Origin of the sequence: Pseudomonas sp. 2FE, from assembly GCF_005503735.1 — a bacterium.
In the GTDB taxonomy this organism is placed as follows: Bacteria; Pseudomonadota; Gammaproteobacteria; order Pseudomonadales; family Pseudomonadaceae; genus Aquipseudomonas.
Genome location: NZ_SCMO01000015.1, coordinates 94,385 through 116,457 on the forward strand (window position 1 = coordinate 94,385; position 22,073 = coordinate 116,457).

Consider the following 22,073-nt stretch of genomic DNA (forward strand, 5'->3'; position numbering starts at 1 on the left):
CGCGCGGCATGAGCAAAGCGGATGACTTCGCCCAGGCGGGCAAGGTTGCGGTGCAGCAGAACATCCATGGCTTGATGGAGTTCCTGCAAAAATTCCCGCCGTTCAACCTGATGGAAGGCGCCCACCTGGCCTATCTGCTGGAGCACTGTCAGTTGCGCTTCTATGCCGCCGGCGAGAGCATCCTGAAACCCAGCGCCGGGCCGGTAGAGCACTTCTATATCGTCAAGCAGGGCCGGGTAGTCGGCGAACGGCCGCACTCGGCCAAGCGCGGCAGCGAGACGACCTTCGAGATCAGCACTGGCGAGTGCTTTCCGCTGGCGGCGCTACTCGGCGAACGCGCCACCCGCACCGAGCACCTGGCCGCCGAAGACAGCTTCTGCCTACTGCTGAGCAAGCCGGCCTTTATCAAGCTGTTCGCCCTCTCCAACGCGTTCCGCGACTTCGCCCTGCGCGGGGTCAGCAGCCTGCTCGATCAGGTCAACCAGCAGGTGCAGCTGCGTGCGGTGGAGACCCTCGGCGCGCAGTATTCGCTGGACACCCGCCTGGGCGAGCTGGCCATGCGCCAGCCGGTGGTCTGCGTACCGGGCACGCCACTGTGCGAGGCGGTCAGGCTGATGCACGAGCAGCAGGTCGGCAGCATCGTCATCGTCGATCCACGGCGGCGGCCGCTGGGGATTTTCACCCTGCGCGATTTGCGCCGCGTGGTGGCCGCCGGCAGCGGCGACCTCGGCCAAGCGATCGAGCGACTGATGACTCCGGCGCCCTTCCATCTGGCGCCAGAAGCCAGCGCCTTCGACGCCGCCATCGCCATGACCGAGCGGCATATCGCCCACGTCTGCCTGGTGCAGGACGGCCAACTCTGTGGGGTGGTTTCCGAACGCGATCTGTTCTCCCTGCAACGGGTCGACCTGGTGCATCTGGCGCGCACCATTCGCCACGCCGGCAAGCTCGACACCCTGATGGCACTGCGCAGCGACATCCGCCAACTGGTCGACCGCATGCTCGCCCACGGCGCCTCCTCGACGCAGATCACCCAGATCATCACCCTGCTCAACGACCACTGCGTCTGCCGGGTGATCGAGCTGAGCCTGGAAGAACTCGGCGACCCCGGCGTGCCCTTCACCTGGCTGTGCTTCGGCAGCGAGGGCCGGCGCGAGCAGACGCTGCATACCGATCAGGACAACGGCATATTGTTCGACGCCGCGGATGCGCCGGAGGCCGCGCAGATTCGCGGGCGTTTGCTGCCGCTGGCGGCGCGGATCAACCAGAGTCTGGCGCGCTGCGGCTTTAGCCTGTGCCGAGGCAACATCATGGCCGGCAACCCCGAGCTGTGCCTATCGCGGGCCGAATGGTCACGGCGGTTCAGCGGTTTTATTCGCGAGGCCACGCCGGAGAACCTGCTGAGTTCCAGCATCTACTTCGACCTGCGGGCCGTCTGGGGGCCGGAAGACGGCTGTGAACAGTTGCGCCAGCAGTTGCTGATCGACGTCGCCGACAACCGGATCTTCCAACGCCTGCTGGCCGCTAACGCCCTGCGCCAACGGCCGCCGGTCGGGCGTTTTCACGACTTCGTGGTGAGCCGCAAAGGCGCCGAGAAACACACCCTGGACCTCAAGGTGCAGGGCCTGAGCCCCTTCGTCGATGGCGCCCGGCTGCTCGCCCTGGCCCACGGCATCGCCGCCGGCAACACCTTGCAGCGCCTGCGCGAGCTGACCGCCCAAGCGCTGATCGATCCGCTGGATGGCGCCGCCTATGCAGAGGCCTACCACTTCATCCAGCAAACCCGCATGCAACAGCACCAGCACCAGGCGCGGCAGCAACTGCCGTATTCCAATCGCCTGGACCCGGACAGCCTCAACCATCTGGATCGGCGCATCCTGCGCGAATCCTTCCGGCAGGCCCAGCGCCTGCAGAGCAGCCTGGCGCTGCGCTACCAGCTATGAATGGCTTTCCCTGGCTGCGCCGGCCGGACCCGGCGTTATGCCCACACCAACTGCAACGCCGCGAGCGCCTGCCGGCCGCCGCCGCGCTGAACCAGCGACCGCTGCGCGAACAGCGCTTCGTCGTACTTGACCTGGAAACCAGTGGGCTGAACATGAGCCGCGATCAGGTGCTGTCGATCGGCGCGGTGGTGATCGAGGACGGCGCCATCGACCTCGGCCAGCAGTTCGAATGCACCTTGCGACGGGCCACGCACAAGCTCAGCGCCAGCGTGCTGATCCACGGCCTGGCACCCAGTGCCATTGCCGCGGGGAGCGAACCAGCCGAGGCGCTACTGAGCTTTATGGAGTTTCTCGGTGACAGTCCGCTGCTGGCGTTCCATGCCAGCTTCGACCAACGCATGCTCGGCCAGGCACTGAAAGAGACGCTCGGCTATCGGCTGCAGCACCCCTTCTTCGACGTCGCCGAGCTGGCGCCGCTGCTCTGCCCGCACGCCGCCATCCGCCACGGCGGGCTGGACGACTGGACCCAGCACTTCGGCCTGCAGGTGCAACAACGCCACCACGCCAGCGCCGATGCGCTGGTCACCGCCGAACTGGCCTTGATCCTGTTCAGCCGCGCGCGCCAGCAGGGCCTCGACAGCCCCGCCGGACTGGCCGACGCCGGTGCCCGCTGGCGCCGCCGACAGCAGGCCCCGGCGCTTTAGCCGCGGCTCATCACCCCGCGAACCGGCTCGGTGCGGCCATGGGTCTGCGCACTGATGGGTGCGCCGGCCGTGCGCAGGGCCTCACGTTGCTGGGCAATCGGCGTGCGCGCGCAGATCGCCTCGAAGGCCGCCAACTTGCTGAACGCCGGCAGCTTCAGGGTCGTGTCCATGCAGGCCGCCAGCCGCGGCCAGCGTGCGGCATCCAGTTGATAGCGGGCGAATTGGGCGTTGCGCATGAAGCAGGCGAGGCTGATCTCGCCGATCGACGGCGTGCCGAACAACCAACCCTGTGCCGGCAACTGACCCTCGAGGTAGTCGAAGATGGCCGGCAGGTCCTCGTTATAGGTGCGCTCCAGCAGCGCCTGATCCGGCTCCTTGCCCCACACCGCACGACGGATCACCAACTGGTTGAACAGCTGCCAGATGATCACCTGGCCCATCCGCGTGTCGGCGTACTCCTCCAGCCAGCGGGCCCGCGCGCGTTGGGCGATATCCGCCGGATAAAGCGCAGGCGTGGGGTAACGCTCCTCCAGGTACTGGCAGATCACCGTGGAGTCGTTCAGCACCAGCTCGCCGTCCACCAGCACCGGCACCTGGCGCAGCGGGCTGAGGCGGCCGAAGTCGTCGTTGCCGAAGAACGGCACTATCGGGTCGACTTCATAGGCCACGCCCTTGCTCTCCAGGCAGACCAGCACCTTGCGCACATAGGGAGACAGATAGGAACCAACGATCAGTAGGGGCGCGCTCATGCAGCTTCTCCTTGGTTTTGGCTGAGGGCACGGCTCGGCATACGACCAGCTGCCACCGAACCCTCGCCAGTTTCCGGCAGTCCATACTGAGTGTCCACTGACCGGAGATCGCCCATGCCTCGTTCAGCCTTGGCCGCCGTGCTCGGCCTGTTGCTCAGCACGCCCCTGTTCGCCGCTCAAGTGCAGTACTACCCGTTGCCCCGCGGCAGCGGCCCGCATGACGTGGCTCCCGCGCCGGACGGCCGCATCTGGTACACCGCCCAGCGCCAGGGGGCATTGGGCCGGCTCGACCCCAAGAGCGGGCACACCGAGCAGGTGCCACTGGGCGCCGGCTCCGCCCCGCATGGGGTGATAATTGGCCCGGACGGCGCCGCCTGGGTCACCGACAGCGGCCTCAACGCCATCGTCCGGATCGATCCCGAGCGCCTCGGCGTGCAATTGTTCCCGCTGCCCAAGGCAGGCGCCAAGGCCAACCTCAACACCGCCGCGTTCGATGACGACGGCCGCCTCTGGTTCACCGGGCAGAACGGCATTTACGGCCGCCTCGACCCGTCCAGCCGCAAGGTCGAGGTCTGGCCGGCGCCGCACGGCAGAGGCCCCTACGGCATCACCGTCACGCCCGACGGCGAGGTCTGGTACGCCAGCCTGGCCGGCAACCATATCGCCCGGATCGACCCGCTTTCCGGGGCCGCCACCGTCATCCAGCCCCCCACCCCGAACCAGGGCGCGCGGCGCATCTGGAGCGATGCCCAGGGCAAGCTGTGGGTCAGCGAGTGGCACAGCGGCCAGCTCAGCCAGTACGACCCCAGCAAAGGGCAATGGCAGGCTTGGCGCTTGCCGGGGGAAGCCCCCCACGCCTATGCGGTCTACGTGGATGAACAGGACCGCGTCTGGGTGAGCGACTTCGGCGCCAACGCCATATTGCTCTTCGATCCCGACCGGCAAAGTTTCGAGGCCTTCCCCAGTGACCGACCGAACGCCAACGTGCGCCAACTGCTGGGCCGCGTCGGCGAAGTCTGGGGCGCCGAGTCCGGCACCGACCGCCTGGTGGTGATCCGTTACTGAACCGGTAGAAAAAAGCCCGCCGGCGGCGGGCTTTCACGGTCGAACCGGGACTCAGCGGGCCGGCATCGGCTGTAGCGATTGAATATCCACATCACGCCTCCTTGCTACCAGCTCTTGGCCCATAGCCATTTGACAGCAGTGCAGGTTTTACCGAGACACTAAGAGACTTGCCAACCCTGCATCCGCGTTTTCCTACGGAGTGACACGCATGACGTCGATGACCCTGCTCCACAGCCCCGCCTCCCCCTTCGTGCGCAAGGTGATGGTGCTACTGCATGAGACCGGCCAACTTGAGCGCGTGGCCTTGCACAACGTGACGCTGAGCCCGGTCAGCCCGAGCCCGGAAGTGAATGCCGGCAACCCGGCCGGCAAGATTCCCGCCCTGCGCCTGGCCGATGGCAACCTGTTGCACGACAGCCGGGTGATCTTCGAGTACCTCGACCAGCAACATGTCGGCGAACCGCTGATCCCCCGCGAAGGCCCTGCACGCTGGCGGCGCCTGACCCTGGCCTCGCTGGCCGATGCGATTCTCGATGCCGCCGTGCTGATCCGCTACGAGACCTTTCTGCGCCCGGCGGAAAAGCACTGGGACCTTTGGCTGGCCGCACAACAGGACAAGATCAGCCGCGCCCTCAGCCAGTTCGAAGAGCAAGCCATCGCCGAGCTGGCCAGTCATTTCGATGTCGCCGCCATCGGTGTCGCCTGCGCTCTGGGCTACCTGGACTTCCGCCAACCCGAGCTGGACTGGCGCAGCCGCTATCCGAAACTGGCCGGCTGGTATGCCGAGGTCAGTCAGCGGCCGTCGTTGCTGGCCACCCAGCCGCCGGCCTGAACGACGCAGCGCGGATCAACCCGCGCCTGCGACTCGACTCCGTCTGCGCTTGTCAAACCGCTCCGGTAGGCGGGGAATAGCTTGGCAATGCGCGCGGCCAAGACCGCGCGCACTTGCGCATCCTCGCGCAACCCCAGATACCCGCTCATCGCCAGCAACACCAGCGAAACAGCCCCGCCCCCAGCAACAGGGCGAGCTGCCCCAGCGCCGCACAGAACTGCAGGAAGGACTGCACGGCGCCGTTCTGCGCAGCGCCTCGCACACCAGTCAGAGCGTTCCAAAAGCTATCCGGCAACAGCGTCAGGCCCAGGCTGGCCAACGGCTTGCCGGTCAGCAGCAGCCCGTCGATCGCACCGAACGCTTTGCTAAACATCAGGCCGAGCAGAATCAACAGCGCGATAAACACGCCGAGCGCCAAGCAGGCGGAAAATTGCAGCACCATTCTCATCGTCGAATCCTCCCTGAAGGCGCGGCGCAACAGGCCGCGCCATGCTCAATCAGGCCGAGTGGTTGCCGGCAGAAGCTTGCGCCTTGCCCAGGCCATACCAGTCCAGCTTGCGGGTCAGCACCATCACGCCGGCCAGCAGGCCGAAGACCAGCAGCGAGCCCATCAGCAGTGCGTAGTCCTCGGCGCTGAGCAAGCCGTAGAGCAGCCCGTAGAGCGCGGCCAGGGCAGCGCCGAAACCGGCTCCGCGCAGCACGCTCTGCAGCACCGCAGAGAGGTACAGGCCGAGCAGCAGCACGCAGGCCGTGGCGGCCACCCCGTAGGCCGTAGCGAAGGGCAGGTGCTCGGACAGCGACAGCAGTAGCAGGTAGAACAGCGCCAAGGCCAGGCCGACCAGGCCGTACTGCACCGGGTGCACCGCCAGGCGCTTGAGCACCTCGAAGAGGAAGAAACCGGCGAAGGTCAGGGCGAGGAACAGCAACGCGTATTTGATCGCACGGTCGGTCTTCAGGTACTGGTCCACCGGGTCGACGAAACTCACGCCGAAGTTGCGGTTGTTGAAGGCCTGGCAGTCGCGGTCGCTGACGCAGTCATCCAGCACTTCCTCGAAATTGGTGGCGAAGAAGCTGGTCTGCCAGTGCGCGGTAAAACCGCTGGCCGCCACTTCCCGCTGCACCGGCAGAAATTCGCCGACGAAGCTCGGGTGTGGCCAATCGGACCGCAACTGCACCTGGGTGTCGCGGCCGACCGGGGTCACCGCCAACTGCGCGGTGCCTTGCAGTTTGAGACTGAAGGCGAAGTCCAGGCGCTGGCCGTTGACGCTGTCCAGCGCCGGCAGTGGCGCATGCACGCCGTTGGCCAGCAGGCGGTCGGCACTGCCGGCGGCAAAGGGTAACTCCGCGCCATTGAGGCGCAACTTGAGGTCGTTCTCGATGCCGCGGATGTCACTGATGCCGACACTGAGGAAGGCGGGCTCGAAGCGGTAATCGGCATAGTCCTCGCGAATGCCGTACTGCGCCGGCAACCTGAAGTGGCCGCTGATCTGGTTGTCGCTGTGGTACAGGCGAGCCTGGTAGATGCCGCGGCTGCGCTCCTCGGTGGCGACCGTGCCGTTGAGTTCGAAACGCTCTGGCAGGAAGTACAGGCGCCCACGGTATTCGCGCTCTTCGAGGTAGCGCGCGCCGCTCTTCTGATGGGTTTTCCATTCCCGCAGCGTCTTGCGGTAGGGCACCACCAGAATCGGCCCGGTGACTTGCTGCTGCGCGCTGGAGCTGCGCGCAATGTCCGCCAACACTCCATCACGCAGCGTCTGCCGCTCACTGACCAGCCCGCCAATCAGCAACAGTGGAATCATCAGCAGCACAATCAGCAGGGCTATCACGCCCAGCTTGAGGCCCAGGTTTCGGTTCATCGTCATCTCTCCCTGTGGGTGGCCGGATGGCCGATGGGGAGAGTCTGGGTAGGCCGAGTGGAGGCTGTGTGCAGGGCGGATGGAGACTGTGTGGCGAATGTGCGCAACCGTAGGGTGGGTTAGGCCAGAGGCCGCCACCGACCTATAAGCTCCGGTGGGTTACGCCGCTTTGCGGCTAACCCACCCTACATCCTCCCGCATCGGAACCGGGTCGCGGGACGCTACTCGCCGCGGATGTACTGCTCCAGATGATGAATCAGGCTTTCCTGCTCGGAGATGATGTCCTTGACCAGATCGCCGATGGACAGCAGGCCGATCAGCTTGCCGTCGTCCATCACCGGCAGATGGCGCAGGTGACCTTCGGTCATTATCTCCATGCAGTGCCGGTTACCCTGTTTCGGACTCACCGTGATGACCTTCGCCGTCATGATTTCGCTGACTTGCGCAGTAAACGACGAGCGCTCCAGCAGAGCGACCTTGCGTGCATAGTCACGCTCACTGACGATCCCAACCAGTTGCTCGCCCTCCAGCACCACCAGTGCCCCGATGCCCTTCTCGGCCATCAGGGTGACGGCATCTAGAACCGAGGTCGTGGGGCTGACGCTGAAGATCGTTGAATGCGACTTGGACTTGAGGATTTCGGCAACTGTTTTCATGCAGCTACTCCTGGGGGGCTTGTATTTCTTGTAGCAGAGCTTTGCGACCAGCACGACTTCTGCCAACGCCAACCAAACTCTCGGGCGGGGAACCCAACAATGTCTGAGCATCCACTGTGGGTTATCCCGCTGGCGACCCTGCCTATTCAAGCCGCGGCAGCGTCAACCGCACCGCGACCCCGCCCGACACGTTGCCCACTGTTATAGCACCGCCATGCAGGCTGGCCACTTCCTGCACGAAATTCAACCCCAGCCCGGTGCTCTTGCAGCCACTGAGCGGGCGCGGCAGGGAGTAGAAGCGTTCGGTCAGGCGCGGCAAGGCGTAATCGGGGATAGGTTCGCCTTGATTGAACAGGCTCAGCTCAACATAGCCCGCACGCGGCTCAGCGCTGAAGCGCAGCAGCCCGCCGGTTGGGGTGAAGTCCAGCGCGTTGTCGAGCAGATTGGCCAGTGCCTGCTGGAGCAGGAAGCGCTCGCCCAGTAGCTGCACGCCCTCCGCCACCCGATTCTCGACGCGCAGTTGCGCGCCCTCGATACGCGCGGCCTGGGCCTGTAGCTGCTCGTCCAGCAGCGCCCGCAGCGGCAGCGCGATGCGCTCCTCCAGGCCCTGGCGCTGCTCCACCAGGGCCAGGTTCAGCAGCCGCTCGATCAGTTGCTGCAGGCGCGCGCTCTCGTTCTGGATATTGCCGACGAAGCGCTGGCGCTGCGCGGCCGGCATCTCGCCTTCGAGCAGTTCGGCGGCACCGCGGATGGCCGCCAGCGGGCTCTTCAATTCGTGGGTCAGGGTGTGCACATAGCGCTCGACATAGGCCTTGCCCTCCAGCTCGCGGCGCATGTGCTCAAGCGCCTCGGCCAGTTGCGCCAGCTCGCCGCCACGCAGTTTGGGTAATTCCCCGCGCTCACCGGCCGAGACCGCCTGGGCATAGCGGGTCAGGCGCCGCAGCGAGCCGCTCAGCCACCAGGACAGCAGGCCGCCGACCAGCAGGCCGAGGGCGATCAGCCCTGCGCCGAACCAGGCCAGGCGCCGCTGCGAGCGTTCGATATAGGGCTGCAGGGTGCGGCTCGGCTTGCTCACCGAGACCACGCCGATGATCCGCCCGTGGTCATTGATCGGCGCCGCCACGTACATCACCGAGGAGTCGGGGTCGTCCGCGGTCTCGCGGGTCGAGCGGGCCCCGTACTGACCGCGCAGGGTCAGGTAGACATCGTTCCAGCGCGAGTAATCCTGGCCCACCGCCTGGCTGCTGGAGTCCAGCAGGACCACGCCCTGCGCGTCGGTGACGTAGATGCGGTGGCTCACCGCCGTCTTGGTCACGTCCCAGATCTGCGCCTGCGGCTGGCGTAAACCATAGGCCTGGAACAGCTCCTGCCAGCGGCTCTGGGTCAGGCGCCCGGCACGCAGGTCATCGCGCAGCAACTCGGCCAAGAGATTGGCGGTGTCCACCAGGGTTTCCTCGGTGGTCTGGCGCACGCCCGGACGAATCTCGTCCATCACCGTGCTCAACACAAACCAGCCGGACAGCCCGACGAACAGAAAGTAGACCAGGAAGATGCGGATACCCAGCGGCATCAGAAGCCATCCTCGAAGTGTCGTGAGCGAAGGTCAGGCAAGGCGGAAACCTGTGAAAAAGCGGAGTTTACGTTGGGTAAATGAGCATTTTTAGCAGGTTTCCAACGCAGCATCACCGAGCGCAACAACTTTGAGGGTGGCTTCTCAGACGAGCCTCAGGCTGTAACCCAGGCCACGATGGGTCTGGATCGGCTCGGCGTCCGGCGCCACCTGGCGCAGCTTGGCGCGCAGGCTCTTGATATGGCTGTCCACGCTGCGCTCGTAGCCGACGTCGCTGGCCACGCCGGTGGCATCCAGCAGTTGCTCGCGGGAAAACACCCGCTCCGGCTGACCGAACAGGGCCTGCAACAGACAGAACTCGTGGCGGGTCAGGCCGAGCAGTTGGCCGTGGTAGTGGATCTGGTAGCGCGCCAGGTCGAGGCGGAACGGCCCGGCCTGGCTCAACGGAGCAGGCTCCGCCGGGCGTGGTTGCACACGCTTGAGGATGGCCTTGACCCGGGCTGCCACCTCGCGCGGGCTGAACGGTTTGGTCACGTAATCGTCGGCGCCGATCTCCAGGCCCACCACCCGGTCGATTTCGGCATTGCGCGCGGTGAGGAACAGCACCGGCACCTCGGAGAAACGCCGCAGCGCCTTGCACGCCTCGAAGCCGCTCATGTCCGGCAGGCCGACATCGAAAATCAGCAGATCCGCCGGCGTCGCCTGCTGAAACGCCAGCGCCGCGCCGGCCAGCGTCACCCAGTGGGTACTAAACCCCTCACTGTGCAGGGCATAGATCAGGGTGTCGGCGATCGCGGCTTCATCTTCAACGATCAGAATCAGTGGCATAAGCAAGCAATCCGGCAGCAACACGATAGCCGCACGGTGCCGAAACCGGCGCCGAGGGTCAACCGCTAGGCCAGGCGCATGCCCGCTGCACTCAGCACTTGGGCTTGCCGGCGGTGAAGCGGCGCGCCGGGTTGACCGCCGCGTCGAACTCGCGCAAGGCCTTGGCGCCGATCAACAGCGGATAGTTGAAGCTGCTGCGGTCGGTCAGGTTGACCTCGATGGTGCGTGTCACGCCAGCCAGGCACATCTGCAGATCGACCACCGGGCGCTTCACCGCCTCGGGCTCTTCCTCGCCATCCTCCTCATCGGCGCGGCTTTTGATCTTGCTGATGCGCGCCAGGCGATGCTCGTAGACGGTGTCGTCCGCGCCCTTGGTCGCCAGGCGGAAGCGCACCCACTCTTCGCCATCGCGCTGGAAACGCTCGATATCCTTGGCCGACAGCGAGGCGGTCAGCGCGCCGGTGTCCATCTTGGCTTTGAAGGTCTGCCTGATTTCCGGCAGCTTGATGTATTCGTAGCGACCATAAATGGTCGGCTCGGCGGCCAGGGTCGGCAGCGCGACCAGGGTCAACAGGGCAAAAACGGCTCTCACGCGTAGGCTTCCTCGACGACGGGGATGGGAGTGTAGGTCGCTGATCGGGCTTTTTAACCCAGCGCCGGTGAAAAATTCGTTCCGCCAGCGAGACGAGCCCGAGCACGGCGGCCCGCCACGGCGCCGGACTCAGGCGCCGCCGACACCCCAGAGACTGCCCAGATTGCCCAGCAGCGAACCCGCAACGCCCTGCTGGCCGAGGTACTGCAGCAGCAGCGGGGCAAACTGGCCGATCATCCCGCTGTCCATGCCCAGGGCGCTGAACGCCTGATTCAGATCCTGCAGGCTGCTTACATTCGCCAGCGCGGCATTGGCCTCGCCGCTCACCGGGGTTCCCGCCGACTGGCCGAGCAGGCCACTGAGGGCGCTCAACTGGCTCAGGCCATTGTTACCCTCGAGTTTTTCCAGACCTGGAACGGTCTGGGTCAGTTGGCTGTACTCGGCGCCAGGCAGCTGATTTTTCGCCAGCCCGAGCAAAGCCCCCGTACCACCCACCGCCTGTTGCGGCGTCAACTTGAGGCTGCTTAGCGTCTGTAGCAGCTCAAGGTTCTGCGGGTTGCCCAGCAGGCTTGCCGTGTCACTGCCGCTGTCGTTGCCGTTGTCGCCTGTGGCGGCCGACAGCACATTGGCGGCGTCGCTCAAGCTGAAAGCAAAGGCCGGGCAAGCCGCCAGGGTAAGAACTGCAACCAGGGCAAGGCTACGTGGAGCATTCATCGGTAAAACCTCTTCGGGGAAAGTCCTGCCAAGGCGATGCCGCCGGCAGGTAAATGAGCCACCGGTTTGACTGGGCCGGTGCAGACGATGTTCCCGTCTGGCGCAAGATTATCCGTTGCCCGACCGCGGCAGGCGACGGGTGGGAAGCGGCGTAGGGTGGAAAATCCGCAAAGCGGTTTTGAACCATGGGGTATCCAGGCTGCTTGATTGGTGGATAAAAGAACGCTATCCACCCTACGACTAATCCCTATACGTCTCGCGCCCATAAAAAAGGGCAGCTCAACGCTGCCCTTTTTCCCAACCTGTTACTTAAGCCACATCAGGCCGCACTAAACAGCTTGTGCGGATCCATGACGAATTTCTTCGGCACCCCGGCATCGAACTCGTGGTAACCACGCGGCGCGTCGTCCAGGCTGATCACCTGCACGCCGACGACCTCGGCAATGTTGATCCGGTCCCACATGATCGCCTGCATCAGCTGGCGGTTGTACTTCATCGTCGGGGTCTGGCCGGTGTGGAAGCTGTGGGACTTGGCCCAGCCGAGGCCGAAGCGGATGTTCAGGCTGCCATGCTTGGCGGCTTTATTCACCGCACCCGGGTCTTCGGTGACATACAGGCCGGGGATGCCGATATTGCCGGCCACCCGCACCACGCCCATCAGCGCGTTGAGCACGTCGGCCGGGGCCTCATGCTGCGCGCCGTCATGGCCGTGGCCGCGGGCTTCGAAGCCCACCGCATCGACCGCGCAATCGACTTCCGGCTCACCGAGCAGGTTGGCGATTTGCTCGTGCAGCGGGGTGTCCTGGGTCAGGTCGGCGATCTCGAAGCCCTGGGCCTTGGCATGCGCCAGACGCAGCGGGTTGACGTCGCCGACTATCACCACCGCCGCGCCCAGCAGGCGGGCGGAGGCGGCAGCGGCCAGGCCGACCGGGCCAGCACCGGCGATATACACCGTGCTGCCAGGGCCGACACCGGCGGTCACCGCGCCGTGGTAGCCGGTCGGCAGGATGTCGGAGAGGCAGGTCAAGTCGCGGATCTTCTCCATCGCCTTGTCGCGGTCCGGCAGCTTCAGCAGGTTGAAGTCGGCATAGGGCACCAGCACGTATTCGGCCTGGCCGCCGACCCAGTCGCCCATGTCGACGTAGCCATAGGCACCGCCGGGGCGCGCCGGGTTAACCGTCAGGCAGACGCCGGTGTTCTGTTCCTTACAGCTGCGGCAACGGCCGCAGGCGACGTTGAACGGCACCGAGACCAGGTCACCGATCTTCAGGTTCTCCACGTCACGGCCCTTCTCGATCACCTCACCGGTGATCTCGTGACCGAGCACCAGCCCGACCTGGGCCGTGGTCCGACCACGCACCATGTGCTGATCGGAGCCGCAGATATTGGTCGAAACCACGCGCAGGATCACGCCGTGGTCGATGCGCTTGCCGCGCGGGTCTTCCATTTTCGGATAGGGAATGGTCTGCACCTCGACCTTGCCTGCGCCGAGATACACGACACCACGATTACCAGACATGCTTTCACCTCGCTTTTGTTGTTGTGAGAGCACGGCCCTTGGGACTGCGAAGGGTCGCGCGGCCTTACAGTGCAGCGGTATAGGTCTTGCGCCTTGAGGATCGCCGATTGGCAGGACGACCACTCAAGGGTTGTGTAGGGACGAATTCATTCGCCCGGCGAGCCTCTGTTGGGCGCGGTTACAACACCACGGTGCGATTGGCGTTGAGGAACACCCGCCGCTCGATATGGAAGCCGATGGCCTTGGCCAGGGTCAGGCACTCGATGTCGCGGCCCTTGGCGATCAGGTCTTCGGGGTAGTCGGTGTGGTCTACCGGCTCGACGCCCTGGGCGATGATCGGGCCTTCATCCAGGTCGTTATTGATGTAGTGCGCCGTCGCGCCGACCAGCTTGACGCCCTTCTGATAAGCCTGGTGATAGGGCTTGGCGCCCTTGAAACCGGGTAGCAACGAGTGGTGGATATTGATCGCCCAGCCATCCAGCTTGCGGCACAGCTCAGGCGACAGCACCTGCATATAGCGGGCGAGAATCACCAGCTCGGCGCCGGACTCCTCGATCACCTGCCAGACCTTGCGCTCCTGCCCGGCCTTGTCGTGCGGGTCGAGGGCGAAGTGGTGATAGGCAATCCCATGCCAGCGCGCCAGCGGCTCAAGATCCGGGTGATTGGAGACCACCGCCACCACGTCCATCGGCAGTTGGCCGATGCGTTGGCGGTAGAGCAGGTCATTCAGACAGTGATCGGCCTTGGAGACCATGATCACCACCTTGCTGCGGTAGTTCGGCGGGCACAGCTCGAAGTTCATATCGAACGCCGCGACGCGCTCGGCCAAGCCGTCGCGGAATGTCTGCTCGGCGAAGGTATCCGGCTGGCGGAATTCGATGCGAATGAAGAAGCGACTCGACAGCCGATCATCGAAGCTATGGTGCTCGGTGACATAGCAGCCCTGTTCGAACAGGTAGCGCGTCACCGCATCCACGGTGCCCAACAGGCTCGGGCAGTCGGCGGTGAGAATCCAGGTATCGGGTGTGCGGCTCATATGCGTACTCCGATGGTTGTCTCCCCTCTCCCACTTGTGGGAGAGGGGCCGGGGGAGAGGGATTGGGCACAGCCCCCTCTCCCTAACCCTCTCCCTAAAGGGCGAGGGCATGTGCGACTTACGCCTGGATCGCCAACCCATACTCGGCGCTGGCATCCTGCAGCCACAGCCAGTAGTAGTCGGAGAAGCTGCGGCGTACCAGCAGTTCCCAGGTCTCTTCGCCGGTGCGGCGAATCACCAGTTGCGACTTGGCAAACACCGTGCCGACCGCTTTACCGACCGGGAAATTGCGGGGGTGTACGTCATAGCTGCTGGACTTCATCAGCAGTTCGCGGACCTTCGGCCCGCTCAGCTCGAGAATCGTCTGCCCGCCACTGACGTTGACCACCTGATGATGCTGCTCGGCCAGCGCTTCCCGCAGGCGTTGCTCGGCGGCCAGCTCTTGGCCACTCGGGACGATCAGCAGCCACTCATCCGGGCCCATCCACTGCAACGAGGTTTCGCCCTGGCTGACCAAGGTCAGCGCGCCGGGCAGTTCCAGCCCGGTGGCCTTGTGCACGCCACCGGCGAACGCCGGGTCATGGCCATCGCCACGAATGGTCAGGTGCCCGAGCAACTTCTTCTCGCGCAGGCGGATACCGGCGTTAGCCTTGCCCTTGCCCGCCAGCTCATGGAGACCGGCGTGGAACAACGGCGACTCGGCGTGAGCCGCATCCGGGCGCTGTTTGTAGACGTTTACGGAAGTCATAGAGGCCTCGCTTGCTTGTGCATCGCGCGTTCTGGGTGGGTCACGCACCGCTCGGAGCTGAGTGCTATCGGCAGCCGGTTAGACATTCTGCTGATCCCCTTTCGGGTCGAAGAACACCGAGCTAACGATCTCGGCCTCGATCATGCGGCCATCCGCCAGTGGGGCGAAGACCTTCTCGCCCATGCGCTTCAGCCCGCCTTTGACCAAGGCCAGGGCGAAGCTGTAGCCCATGCTGGTGCTGTAGTAGCTGGAAGTGACGTGACCGACCATGGTCATCGGGATCTGCTGTTTGCTGTCGAACACCAGCTGCGCGCCTTCCGGCAGCACCGCGTTGGTATCGACCGGCTTGAGGCCGACCAGCTGCTTGCGATTGTCCTTCACGCAGTCTTCGCGGTTCATCCCGCGCCAGCCGATCCAGGAGAACGGCTTAGTGCGACCGACACACCAGCCCATGTTCAGGTCGTCCGGGGTCACCGAGCCGTCGGTGTCCTGGCCGACGATGATGAAGCCCTTCTCGGCCCGCAGCACGTGCATGGTCTCGGTGCCGTACGGGGTCAGGTTGTACTGCTTGCCGGCGGCGACGATCTTTTCCAGCACGCCCATGGCGTAGTCGGCCTGCACGTTGACTTCGTAAGACAGCTCACCGGTAAAGGAGATACGGAACACCCGCGCCGGCACGCCACCGACCAGACCTTCCTTCCAGGTCATGAAGGGGAAGCCATCCTTATCCAGATCGATGTCCGTCACTTCGGCCAGCAGTTTGCGGCTGTTCGGCCCGGACAGGGTCATGGTCGCCCAGTGGTCGGTGACCGAGGTGAAATACACCTTGAGGTCCGGCCACTCGGTCTGGTGGTAGAGCTCCAGCCACGACATGACGCGCGCGGCACCGCCGGTGGTGGTGGTCATCAGGAAGTGGTTGTCGGCGAGGCAGGCGGTCACGCCGTCGTCGAAGACCATGCCGTCTTCCTTGCACATCAGGCCGTAGCGGGCCTTGCCCACATCGAGCTTGGTCCAGGCGTTGCTGTACACGCGGTTGAGAAATTCACGGGCATCCGCGCCCTGGATGTCGATCTTGCCGAGGGTCGAGGCATCGAGAATGCCGACGCTGTCGCGCACTGCCTTGCATTCGCGGCCGACCGCGGCGTGCAGGTCTTCACCGTTTTTCGGGAAGTACCAAGGCCGCTTCCACTGCCCGACATCTTCGAACTCGGCGCCGTTCTTCAGGTGCCAGTTGTGCAGCGCGGTGTAGCGCACCGGATCGAACAGCGCGTCGCAGTTGCGTCCGGCCACCGCACCGAAGGTCACCGGGGTGTAGTTCGGGCGGAACATGGTGGTGCCCATCTGCGGGATGCTGATGCCCATCGAACGCGCGGCGATGGCCAGCCCGTTGATGTTGCCCAGCTTGCCCTGATCGGTACCGAAGCCCAGGGCGGTGTAGCGCTTGACGTGCTCAACCGACTCGAAGCCCTCGCGGGTCGCCAGTTCGATACCGGCGGCGGTGACGTCGTTCTGCAGGTCGACGAATTGCTTCGGCCCGCGAGCCGTCGGTTTTTCGTGCGGCACCTGGAACAGCGCCAGGCCGGCCTCCTCATGGCGGCCGAAGACTTTCGGCAGCTCGGCGCTGACCGGGCTGAACCCAGCATCACTGGCGGCTTTGACGCCCGCCTCGAAACCATCGGCGAGCACGTCACCGAGGGCGAATACACCGTTCATCGCACCGGCGCACACGCGCTGCTGGAAGCCTTCACCGGGCACAAAGGCGAGGATGTCTTCGCGCCAGGTCGGTTTGCCGCCGAGGTGCGAAGCCAGGTGCACCACCGGGCTGTAGCCGCCGGAGGTGGCGACCAGGTCGCACTCCAGCCATTCGCCGGGGCTGGTGACTTTATGCGCCAGCGGATCGATCGCCGCCACTCGCGCCGCGCTAACGCGCTTGCTGCCACGGGTTTCGATGACCGCGCTGCCAGTGAGAACCCGCAGGCCTTTGGCGCGCGCTTCCTCGACCCAGGCACCGCGCGGGTTGGGGCGGGCATCGGCGATGGCGACCACTTTCAGGCCGGCTTCCAGCCAGTCCAAGGCGACGCGGTAGGCGTAATCGTTGGTGGTCGACAGCAGCAGTTGCTTGCCCGGCGCCACGCCATAACGGCGCACATAAGCCGATACCGCGCCGGCCAGCATGTTGCCGGGCACATCGTTGTTGCCGTAGACCAACGGCCGCTCGTGGGCGCCGGCAGCCAGCACCACCCGCTTGGCCCGCACGCGGTGCAGGCGTTGACGCGCTTCTGGTTGACCGAAGGCGCCCAGCGGCGCGGTTTCACCGAGGTGGTCGAAGCGCCGCTCGTGAATGGTCAGGAAATTGTGGTCGTGGTAGCCGTGCACCGTGGCGCGCGGCAACAGCACGACCTCGGGCATGGCCTTGAGTTCGGCGATGGCTTTGGCCACCCAATCGGCGGCCGGCTTGCCGTCGAGGCTCTCGCGGCTGTCCAGCAGGTGGCCGCCGAATTCTTCCTGTTCGTCCGCCAAAATCACCCGCGAACCGGCGCGACCGGCGGCCAAGGCGGCGGCCAGGCCGGCAGCACCGCCACCGACCACCAGCACATCGCAGTGCTGATTCAGGTAGTCGTAGCGATCCGGGTCGTTTTCTTTCGGCGCGCGGCCCAAGCCTGCGGCCTTGCGGATGTACTTCTCGTAGGTCATCCACATCGACTGCGGATACATGAAGGTCTTGTAGTAGAAACCGGGCGCCATCATGTCGCCGCCGACCTTGCCGAGAATGCCCATCAGGTCGTTGTTGACGCTCGGCCAGCCGTTGCAGCTGTTGGCCACCAGGCCGCTGTACAGCGCCTGCTGGGTGGCGCGCACGTTGGGGATCTGGGTGGCTTCGCGCGAGCCGATCTGCAGCACCGCGTTCGGCTCTTCGGCGCCGGCGGCGAAGATGCCGCGTGGGCGCGAGTATTTGAAGCTGCGGCCGATGATGTCGACGCCGTTGGCCAGCAACGCGGCGGCCAGGGTGTCACCGGCATAGCCCTGGTAGGTCGCGCCGTTGAAGCTGAAGGTCAGAGGCTGGTTGCGGTTGATCCGCCCACCTTTGCTCAGGCGATTGATCTGGCTCATGCCTTTCCTCCTGCCGCGCGGCTGGTCAGCGGAGCGCTCTTGGCTTTAGCGGTCACGCTCGGCTTTTCGCCAATTTTGTAGGTTTCGAAAATTTCGTAGCTGATCGTGTCACGGGTGGCGTTGAAGTACTGCCGGCAGCCGGCCGCGTGAATCCACAGCTCGTGGTGCACGCCGCGCGGGTTGTCGCGGAAGAACAGGTAATCGCCCCACTCCTCATCGGTGCAGGCATTCGGATCGAGCGGGCGCGGGATGTGCGCCTGGCCGGCCGAGTGAAATTCCTCTTCGGAGCGCAGCTCGCCACAATGGGGACAGAAGATGTTCAGCATGTCGGATTTCTCCTGTTAGTGGGCGACGCCGGCGGCGCCGTGCTCGTCGATCAAGGCGCCGTTATAGAAACGGTCCATGGCGAAGGGTTTAGCTATTTCGTGCATCTCGCCTTTGGCCAGGCTGGCGGCAAACACATGGCCGGAACCCGGGGTGGCCTTGAAGCCACCGGTGCCCCAACCGCAGTTGAAGAACAGGTTCGGCACCGGGGTCTTGCTGATGATCGGGCAGGCGTCCGGCGTGGTGTCGACGATGCCGCCCCACTGACGGTTCATGCGCACGCGCGAGAGCACCGGGAACATCTCGACTATGGCTTGCAGGGTGTGCTCGATGGTCGGGTAGGAACCGCGCTGGCCGTAACCGACATAACCGTCGATGCCGGCACCGATCACCAGGTCGCCCTTGTCCGACTGGCTGATATAGCCATGCACGGCGTTGGACATGATCACGCTGTCGATAATCGGCTTGATCGGCTCGGACACCAGCGCCTGCAGCGGGTGCGACTCGATCGGCAGGCGGAAGCCGGCGAGCTTGGCCATATGCCCAGAGTTACCGGCAGTGACCACGCCAACGCGCTTGCCGCCGATAAAACCACGGTTGGTTTCGACGCCGATCACCGCGCCATTCTCCTTGCGGAAGCCGGTCACCTCGGTCTGTTGAATCAGATCGACACCCAGGGCGTCGGCGGCGCGGGCAAAACCCCAGGCCACGGCATCGTGACGGGCGACGCCGCCGCGACGTTGCAGGGAGGCGCCCATCACCGGATAACGGGTGTTCTTCGAGCAATCCAGGTAGGGGATCATCGACTCGACTTCTTTGGCGTTGAGCACTTCGCCGTCGATGCCATTCAGGCGGTTGGCGCTGACCCGCCGCTCGATGTCACGCATGTCCTGCAGCGAGTGGCCGAGGTTGAACACCCCGCGCGGCGAGTACATGACGTTGTAGTTGATGTCTTGCGCCAGCCCTTCCCACAGTTTCATGGCGTGCTCGTAGATCCGCGCCGACTCGTCCCACAGGTAGTTGGAACGGACGATAGTGGTGTTGCGCGCGGTGTTACCGCCGCCCAGCCAGCCCTTCTCGACCACCGCGACATTCTTGATGCCGTGGACCTTGGCCAGATAGTAAGCAGTGGCCAGGCCATGGCCGCCACCGCCGACGATGACCACGTCATACACCGGTTTCGGCGTGGGGTTACGCCACATACGCTGCCAGTTTTCGTTATGGCTGAGCGAGTGTTTGAGCAGGCCGAAGCCGGAATAACGTTGCATGTGGATGCTCCTGATCTTTTCTCCCTCTCCCCTTGGGAGAGAGGGCCGGGGTGAGGGAAACTCCGAACCTTGGCGTTCTAGTAAAGCCCGCCGTTTCCCTCATCCGCCCCTGCGGGGCACCTTCTCCCAACGGGAGAAGGGAATTAGCGGTAAACCGGGAAGTCGTCGCACAGCGCGGCGGCCTGTCGGGCGACTTGCGCCTCGACATCGGCATCGCCGAGATGATCGAGGATGTCGCAGATCCAGCCCGCCAGCTCGACGCTCTGAGCCTGCTTGAAACCACGGCTGGTGATCGCCGGGGTGCCGATGCGCAGGCCGGAGGTGACGAACGGCGATTGTGGGTCGTTCGGTACGGCGTTCTTGTTCACCGTGATGCCGGCACGACCGAGGGCGGCGTCGGCGTCTTTGCCAGTCAGGCCCTGACGGATCAGGCTGACCAGGAACAGGTGATTGTCGGTACCGCCGGAAACCACGTCGTAGCCACGCTCGATAAAGACCTTAGCCATCGCCTGGGCGTTGTCGATCACCTGCTGTTGGTAGGCCTTGAAGCCCGGCTCCAGTGCTTCCTTGAAGCACACGGCCTTGGCGGCGATCACGTGCATCAGCGGGCCGCCCTGGCCGCCGGGGAAGACCGCGGCGTTGAGCTTCTTCTCCAACTCCGGGTTGGCCTTGGCCAGGATCAGACCGCCGCGCGGGCCGCGCAGGGTCTTGTGGGTGGTGGTGGTGACCACATCGGCGAACGGCAGCGGATTCGGGTACAGGCCGGCAGCCACCAGCCCCGCAACATGAGCCATATCGACGAACAGATAGGCCCCGACCTTGTCGGCAATGGCGCGGAAGCGCGGGAAATCCAGGGTCTTGGAGTAGGCGGAGAAGCCGGCGATGATCATCTTCGGCTGGTGTTCGACGGCCAGGCGCTCGACTTCGTCGTAGTCGATCAGCCCGGTAACGGTGTCGATGCCGTACTGCACGGCGTTATACAGCTTGCCGGAGAAGCTGACCTTGGCGCCGTGGGTCAGGTGCCCGCCGTGGGCCAGGCTCATGCCCAGCACGGTGTCGCCGGCTTGCAGCAGGGCCAGATAGACCGCGGCGTTGGCCTGGCTACCGGAGTGCGGCTGGACGTTGGCATAATCGGCGCCGAACAGCTGCTTGGCGCGGTCGATGGCCAGCTGCTCGACCACATCGACGTGCTCGCAGCCGCCGTAGTAGCGCTTGCCCGGGTAGCCCTCGGCGTACTTGTTGGTCAGCCCGCTGCCCTGCGCCTCCATCACCCGCTGGCTGCAGTAGTTCTCCGAGGCGATCAGCTCGATGTGGTGCTCCTGCCGCGTTTCCTCGGCATTCATCGCCGCCAGCAGTTCGTCGTCGTAGCCCTGGATCTGGTCGTGCTTGCTGAACATCTCGGATCTCCTGCGACAGTCGTCTGTCACCTTGAATTGTTGAGGCCGCCCTACCCAGGTCGATTCGGCACCCGCCGGATCTGCTGCAGACCGGCGGCGGTGACGCGGCCAGCGGTGGTCGGCCTGGGGTTCTGCGTTGTTATCGATTCTGCGAAATACCCAGGCACCGCGTTTGCCTGTTTACGACGTCAAAATGCTCAAACTGACCAAGCACAGCCACCGCTGGGCGAAATTACCGCCCCAGCGGCCAGCTATTGGCGACAAGCCGCCTGAGCCTAGCGCACAAAAGTTTCCCCGCCCGCCAGAACCCGCGCCTGACGCTGCTCAAGCCAGGGTGGATGGGGGGCAAGCGCGGCCTTGGCGAGATGCCCCTCCACGCCCTGAAAAGAATAAAAACACCACCACAGTCTTAGGCCATCGGCAGAGGCCCTGCATCCCAAATGCGACAGCTCAGCTTGCGTGTCGACTCGAGCGCTTAGCCCTTGACCAGCGCTGGGCTGGCACCGGAGGGCCGATGGCTATGTACGTTGCAGGCCGTCGCTGGTGGCATGACTGCGGAGAACGGCTAGGTCGGCACGCCCAGAGCAGGCAACGGCAGGCAGGACAGCGCAGGTTCTACACCTGACCGAGAGCCATGAAAGAGCGCTGAAACAGCCCGGCCGCCCTACTGATAGCTCAATATCGCCAAAATAATATTTTCTTTATTACAGTTACTTAGATAGACAAAGATATTTTAAGAGGAAAAATGCCAGCACATTGACAGCCCCGCTCAGCAGAACTTAAGTCTGACTGTAAGTGTGTGTGTGACAGCTGGCGAGGAGTGCCGCGCAGGAGAGGGCGTTGCGTCCTATGCCACGTCTATCGCTAGGGAGAACATCATGGACAAAGCATCGCTCAGCTACGCAGTGATCGTGCTTTTCCCGCCTGCGAGTTTCTCACCCCAACTGCATGGCCCACCGCCAACCTGACGAGCAACGCCGCCCTCTGGCGCGGGGTCATCGTGGGCGAAACTACCCGTCCTTGACCACTGGCTCTTGACCACTGAGTAGGCGCAAGCCATTCAGCCGCGTTCAGCCGAGGCGTTAGCCCAATTCCCTGTCATTCAATCTTCTTCGTTTACACACGGAGGGGGTCTTTGCGGCCATGAATTAAGCATGTCTG

19 protein-coding genes are annotated in these 22,073 nt (G+C 64.6%); 4 read left to right on the forward strand and 15 right to left on the reverse strand.

The genetic code is table 11. The annotated features are described in order from the left end of the window. Positions 1 to 8: 8 nt before the first annotated feature. On the forward strand, positions 9 to 1,943 hold the full coding sequence (locus FFS12_RS18505) for a DUF294 nucleotidyltransferase-like domain-containing protein (RefSeq protein WP_137889020.1): 1,935 nt from the start codon (positions 9 to 11) through the stop codon (positions 1,941 to 1,943). Continuing rightward, complete coding sequence (locus FFS12_RS18510) at positions 1,940 to 2,647, forward strand: PolC-type DNA polymerase III (RefSeq protein WP_137889022.1); 708 nt, start codon at positions 1,940 to 1,942, stop codon at positions 2,645 to 2,647. Before FFS12_RS18505 ends, FFS12_RS18510 begins: the two co-directional genes overlap by 4 nt. Here the strand turns inward: FFS12_RS18510 and FFS12_RS18515 are convergent. Then, a complete protein-coding gene (locus FFS12_RS18515; protein WP_137889024.1) occupies positions 2,644 to 3,396 on the reverse strand; it encodes a glutathione S-transferase family protein in 753 nt (250 codons plus the stop codon). The two genes, FFS12_RS18510 and FFS12_RS18515, sit on opposite strands and share 4 nt — an antisense overlap. Positions 3,397 to 3,510: 114 nt before the next feature. On the opposite strand from FFS12_RS18515, the gene FFS12_RS18520 reads away from it, so the two are divergent. Further along, the gene (locus FFS12_RS18520; protein ID WP_137889026.1) at positions 3,511 to 4,461 is read left to right on the forward strand and encodes a lyase; all 951 of its coding nucleotides are present in this window, start codon (positions 3,511 to 3,513) and stop codon (positions 4,459 to 4,461) included. 208 nt (positions 4,462 to 4,669) lie between these two features. Beyond that, entirely contained in the window at positions 4,670 to 5,293 is a 624-nt protein-coding gene (locus tag FFS12_RS18525) for a glutathione S-transferase (RefSeq protein ID WP_171011918.1), read from the forward strand. Between the two features lie 145 nt (positions 5,294 to 5,438). Here FFS12_RS18525 and FFS12_RS18530 read toward each other — a convergent pair whose 3' ends face one another. The 14 genes from FFS12_RS18530 to glyA form a co-directional block, all read right to left on the reverse strand. Then, positions 5,439 to 5,741, reverse strand: a complete 303-nt coding sequence (locus FFS12_RS18530; protein ID WP_137889028.1) for a hypothetical protein — start codon at positions 5,739 to 5,741, stop codon at positions 5,439 to 5,441. 49 nt (positions 5,742 to 5,790) lie between these two features. After that, entirely contained in the window at positions 5,791 to 7,149 is a 1,359-nt protein-coding gene (creD, locus tag FFS12_RS18535; RefSeq protein WP_137889030.1) for a cell envelope integrity protein CreD, read from the reverse strand. 221 nt (positions 7,150 to 7,370) lie between these two features. Next, positions 7,371 to 7,805, reverse strand: a complete 435-nt coding sequence (locus FFS12_RS18540; RefSeq protein WP_137889032.1) for a CBS domain-containing protein — start codon at positions 7,803 to 7,805, stop codon at positions 7,371 to 7,373. A 142-nt stretch (positions 7,806 to 7,947) separates the two neighbouring features. Then, positions 7,948 to 9,375, reverse strand: a complete 1,428-nt coding sequence (gene creC, locus FFS12_RS18545; protein WP_137889034.1) for a two-component system sensor histidine kinase CreC — start codon at positions 9,373 to 9,375, stop codon at positions 7,948 to 7,950. Between the two features lie 144 nt (positions 9,376 to 9,519). Next, entirely contained in the window at positions 9,520 to 10,203 is a 684-nt protein-coding gene (gene creB / locus FFS12_RS18550) for a two-component system response regulator CreB (RefSeq protein ID WP_137889036.1), read from the reverse strand. 91 nt (positions 10,204 to 10,294) lie between these two features. Continuing rightward, the gene (locus FFS12_RS18555; RefSeq protein WP_137889038.1) at positions 10,295 to 10,795 is read right to left on the reverse strand and encodes an ATP-dependent zinc protease; all 501 of its coding nucleotides are present in this window, start codon (positions 10,793 to 10,795) and stop codon (positions 10,295 to 10,297) included. Positions 10,796 to 10,924: 129 nt separating this feature from the next. After that, entirely contained in the window at positions 10,925 to 11,509 is a 585-nt protein-coding gene (locus FFS12_RS18560; RefSeq protein WP_137889040.1) for a DUF2780 domain-containing protein, read from the reverse strand. 319 nt (positions 11,510 to 11,828) lie between these two features. Next, positions 11,829 to 13,028 carry a formaldehyde dehydrogenase, glutathione-independent gene (gene fdhA / locus FFS12_RS18565; protein ID WP_137889042.1) on the reverse strand — a complete coding sequence of 400 codons (1,200 nt, stop codon included), beginning with the start codon at positions 13,026 to 13,028 and terminating at the stop codon, positions 11,829 to 11,831. A gap of 178 nt (positions 13,029 to 13,206) precedes the next feature. Next, on the reverse strand, positions 13,207 to 14,064 hold the full coding sequence (gene purU, locus FFS12_RS18570; RefSeq protein ID WP_137889044.1) for a formyltetrahydrofolate deformylase: 858 nt from the start codon (positions 14,062 to 14,064) through the stop codon (positions 13,207 to 13,209). A gap of 118 nt (positions 14,065 to 14,182) precedes the next feature. Next, positions 14,183 to 14,812 carry a sarcosine oxidase subunit gamma gene (locus tag FFS12_RS18575; protein ID WP_137889046.1) on the reverse strand — a complete coding sequence of 210 codons (630 nt, stop codon included), beginning with the start codon at positions 14,810 to 14,812 and terminating at the stop codon, positions 14,183 to 14,185. A 78-nt stretch (positions 14,813 to 14,890) separates the two neighbouring features. Then, positions 14,891 to 17,923 (reverse strand): sarcosine oxidase subunit alpha, encoded by a 3,033-nt coding sequence (locus FFS12_RS18580; RefSeq protein ID WP_137889048.1) that lies wholly within the window; start codon positions 17,921 to 17,923, stop codon positions 14,891 to 14,893. Beyond that, positions 17,920 to 18,249: a sarcosine oxidase subunit delta gene (locus tag FFS12_RS18585; protein ID WP_137889051.1), complete on the reverse strand. Its 330-nt coding sequence runs from the start codon at positions 18,247 to 18,249 to the stop codon at positions 17,920 to 17,922. Before FFS12_RS18585 ends, FFS12_RS18580 begins: the two co-directional genes overlap by 4 nt. A gap of 15 nt (positions 18,250 to 18,264) precedes the next feature. After that, on the reverse strand, positions 18,265 to 19,515 hold the full coding sequence (locus FFS12_RS18590; RefSeq protein ID WP_137889053.1) for a sarcosine oxidase subunit beta family protein: 1,251 nt from the start codon (positions 19,513 to 19,515) through the stop codon (positions 18,265 to 18,267). Between the two features lie 143 nt (positions 19,516 to 19,658). Beyond that, positions 19,659 to 20,912 carry a serine hydroxymethyltransferase gene (gene glyA, locus FFS12_RS18595; RefSeq protein ID WP_137889055.1) on the reverse strand — a complete coding sequence of 418 codons (1,254 nt, stop codon included), beginning with the start codon at positions 20,910 to 20,912 and terminating at the stop codon, positions 19,659 to 19,661. Between the last annotated feature and the right edge of the window lie 1,161 nt (positions 20,913 to 22,073).